The organism is Anoxybacillus sp. (assembly GCF_036834105.1).
Lineage (GTDB): Bacteria > Bacillota > Bacilli > Bacillales > Anoxybacillaceae > Anoxybacillus.
Map to the genome: position 1 here is coordinate 1 of NZ_DAITON010000181.1, position 3425 is coordinate 3425.

The 3425-nt window shown below is 39.6% G+C and carries 5 protein-coding genes; all 5 read right to left on the reverse strand.

Annotated elements, in window-relative coordinates; translation table 11 throughout:
* Positions 1–18 precede the first annotated feature (18 nt).
* Positions 19–297: a metal-sulfur cluster assembly factor gene (locus V7Z64_RS12435; RefSeq protein WP_370628005.1), complete on the reverse strand. Its 279-nt coding sequence runs from the start codon at positions 295–297 to the stop codon at positions 19–21.
* A gap of 35 nt (positions 298–332) precedes the next feature.
* Positions 333–1586 (reverse strand): hypothetical protein, encoded by a 1254-nt coding sequence (locus V7Z64_RS12440; protein ID WP_297990012.1) that lies wholly within the window; start codon positions 1584–1586, stop codon positions 333–335.
* A complete protein-coding gene (locus V7Z64_RS12445; protein ID WP_297990014.1) occupies positions 1583–1792 on the reverse strand; it encodes a DUF2249 domain-containing protein in 210 nt (69 codons plus the stop codon). The genes V7Z64_RS12440 and V7Z64_RS12445 overlap by 4 nt, the downstream gene beginning before the upstream one ends.
* Positions 1789–2028, reverse strand: coding sequence for a DUF2249 domain-containing protein (locus V7Z64_RS12450; protein WP_219986346.1), 240 nt, complete (start codon positions 2026–2028; stop codon positions 1789–1791). Before V7Z64_RS12450 ends, V7Z64_RS12445 begins: the two co-directional genes overlap by 4 nt.
* Before the next feature lie 71 nt (positions 2029–2099).
* Entirely contained in the window at positions 2100–2795 is a 696-nt protein-coding gene (locus V7Z64_RS12455) for a Crp/Fnr family transcriptional regulator (protein WP_003397430.1), read from the reverse strand.
* Between the last annotated feature and the right edge of the window lie 630 nt (positions 2796–3425).

Below are 3425 nucleotides of genomic sequence, written 5' to 3' on the forward strand. Positions count from 1 at the left end.
TTAAATAATTTTTTATACTTATAGGAAGCCTAATTGTTTTAACGCTCCTTCACTCATTCGAGCTGGCGTCCATGGTGGATTCCATGTAATTTGCACATCGACATCTTTTATTCCTTTGAGATGCGTAAGCGCTCGTTTGACACCACCAACGATGGAATCGTGTAGCGGGCATCCAGGGGTGGTAAGTGTCATAACAATTGACACAATCCCATCATTTACTCGCAAATCATAAATTAGCCCTAAATCAACAACATTAATGCCTAACTCTGGATCGTATACGGTACGAAGTTGCTCCATGACTATCTCTTTTAATTCCAATTGCTTCTCCTCCCTTATTTCCACAATACGGAGATGATTGTTCCCGCCAACAAAAGAGAGAATGCAATCATTCCGCTTTGCGCGATATAAAATAACGGCAAGTTAGAAATAACAAGCGCTAGGATGACACCGATAAGACTAACGAGAAATAACCCGAAGGAAAAAACGATCCATTTTTCATTTATCATTTGTTTTAACGTCGGCACGTTTTCCTTGCCAATTTTTTTGCTGTAACGGTGTGTCCACCATAAAAATGGGACGATTTTGTATAAATAACCGATAATGCTTAAAATAATCCATCCAAAAAGATAACCATATATCATCACACCGAAGCTGGCTGTATTTCCTACTACCGCGAAAAGAAAAGCGATTGCGTGTAGACAGAGTGCGATAGCAATTGCGAATAGTGCAAATAAAAACGGACGATCTAATTTTTTCTTTACCCGCTTTCGTAAAATCGTGGTGATATGGTAGCTAAATAATGAGAACCCAAGAAACAACAACCCCATTCCACCGGTGAAAAGAGTAGAATGGTTCGTTAGAAAGCTGAAAAAGGTAATGGCGAGCCCACCAACGTAAATAGTATACACATAGCGCGCAAGCGTCATCGAAAACCCATGCGCCAATGAGAACATTGGAACCATTTTGTAAGAGAAACCGATAATAAGTAGAGTAAACCACCCAGTAAGTCCGAATAACAGATGTGTTTTCAACATAAGCAAATGGTCTGCTATCTCGCTACCGCTAAAAAAATGAAACGAAAGCGCCATTCCTAAAAAAACGGTCAATAGCAAGCAAAAAAGTGCTGTACTGACGAACAGAGTCATCATATTTTTTATGGGTTGGTTTTTTAGTGTCATTACCATTTGAAGGAAAAAAAGAACAAATCCAAGCGTAAGCAACAGACCAGCGAAAAACACAAACTTCATTTCCAAAAGGAAACTAATCGAAAGTGCTAGAACGCCAAGTGTAGTAATAAAAAATTGCACGAAACCTAACGTTTCATTCCAGATCGGCGTTAGGAATACGACTGGAACGAGTTGGTACATCGCGCCCATCGCGACCATTAATGCCCAGCCGAGCACCGCTAAATGAATAGCCCCCCATACGGCTGGGATGCGGAACGCCCCTTGAACGAGCGATGTGCCTGAAAAAAGCAAAATCGCTTCCGAAGCGACAAACGCAACGACGCCAAATAAAATAAAAGAAAGTGGCAAACGAATATTTGTTTCATACGTTCGTTGTGTTGAAGGAAACATCGTCGTCATCCCTTCGTAATCGTAATTTCAAAGCTCCCATCCTCGCTCTCTTTCGTTTCATAGAGATAGCCAAGTTCGTCAAGTTGTTCGTATAAAAACATCGGGCGGCGGTCATTAATAATCGTTAACGTTTCTCCTTTAGGAAGCGTTTCTAGTGCCGCGAGCGTTCGCATCATCGGTTGTGGAGGTTCTAATCCACGATTATCTAAGATCATTGTCCTAACCCCCGTTTGACAAACGTCACTTTCCAATGTTTTTTGTCTAGCTGTTCCGACTCGTACGTAAACCCTTTTGCTTTCATGACAGCAAAAAGCGGAACAGGCTTAAACGTTGCATGTAAAATGAACGTATCGCCTGTCTCAAGTCCCTGAACAGCATCCATAATCTTTTGGAATGGTTCTAATTTTTTCTGCAAATCATCACGAACATCTAACTCCACGATTTTTCCCATCACGCCCACCCTTTCATCTTCTTTTCATTTTCTATGATAGTCATTTTCATTCACGAACGTTGTGATCTTGATCACAGGTTATAAAAGATCTCTTTTTCCAACTTTTCTGCATCAATTAAATAGTAGCCATTGTCATCAAGATCGATAAACCCCTTACGTTTCAAGTGGCTGAGCGTACGACTCATTGTTTCGCGCGATGTTCCAATCATATTGGCGAGTTCACGGTTGGTAAAATGTGTCGTTAAGCGATGATGGCGCCCTTGCAAGACCGCGTTTGTTCTCGAGAGCCGCAAGAGAAGCAAAATAATTTGTTCGTACGTATTATGGAGAATTTGTTCTTCTAAGCGATTTTGCAAGTCGATAATTTTTTCACCCATAACGCGGAATAATTTTATACATAGTTCTGGATAGGAAATAAGCGTCTGTTCAAAGTCAGCTATGGGAATGGAGATGAGTGTTGCTTCTTCCATCACTTCCGCATGAGCTGGATAGCTCCCTCGACGGAAAAAACCAGCGTGAGGGAACATCTCGCCCGTTTGTAAAATTGATACAATTTGCTCTTTTCCGCTTGCGTCTGTTTTATAAATTTTGATCGTCCCGGATTGAATAAAAAAAACTCGCTCTAGTGGATCGGCTTGCATAAAGACAAATGTCCGTGGTTTATAGATGCGCACTTGAGAAATCTTAACGATTGCTTCAAGTTCTTGATCAGATAATTCCCGAAAAAGCACGACATTTTTCAGCCTCGTTTTAATCCAATCACCCATCATATCGTCCGCTCCTTATAGAATTTCTAAGCAAGATTTTACGTTGTTTTCTATTGAAAAGCTGTGACAAGAATCATAACTTTTTGTGAATATGTGATAAAAATCATAACAAATGTTTGCGATACCCCACATAACATCTGTTTTTTAAGCGCTACAATTAGGAACGAAATGAACGAAAAAGGGCAGTATAAAAATGTGATAAAATTTATGATTTTTTTCCGGAATTCTGTATGATGAGGAGAACAGCAACGCCTAGAATTATTGTAGGTGGGATTGCCTCTTTGCGTTTTGATTGGATTGTTAGCCGATCCTTTTCGCAAAAAAAGGTATTAATTGTAAGAATGTTATTAACGACAGTTCTACCTCTTTGAGGCTGGTGATTGTTGAAGGGTAGTTTACCGCAAATTTATGAACACGGTTCATATGTTGGTATAGTTTTTATTTTTTCGTATATGGCCGTTTATGCGACTTGTGTATGTGTGAAATATTCCACTTTATTACTTGAATAGATGATATGTTGTATATTGTGGAATGGGGGAGAGAAAAACTATGGATGAGGTGCCCAAAGAGTATTTGGACACCCTATTTTATTTTTCATGATTATACACGCGTTATTATCAATTAATAAAC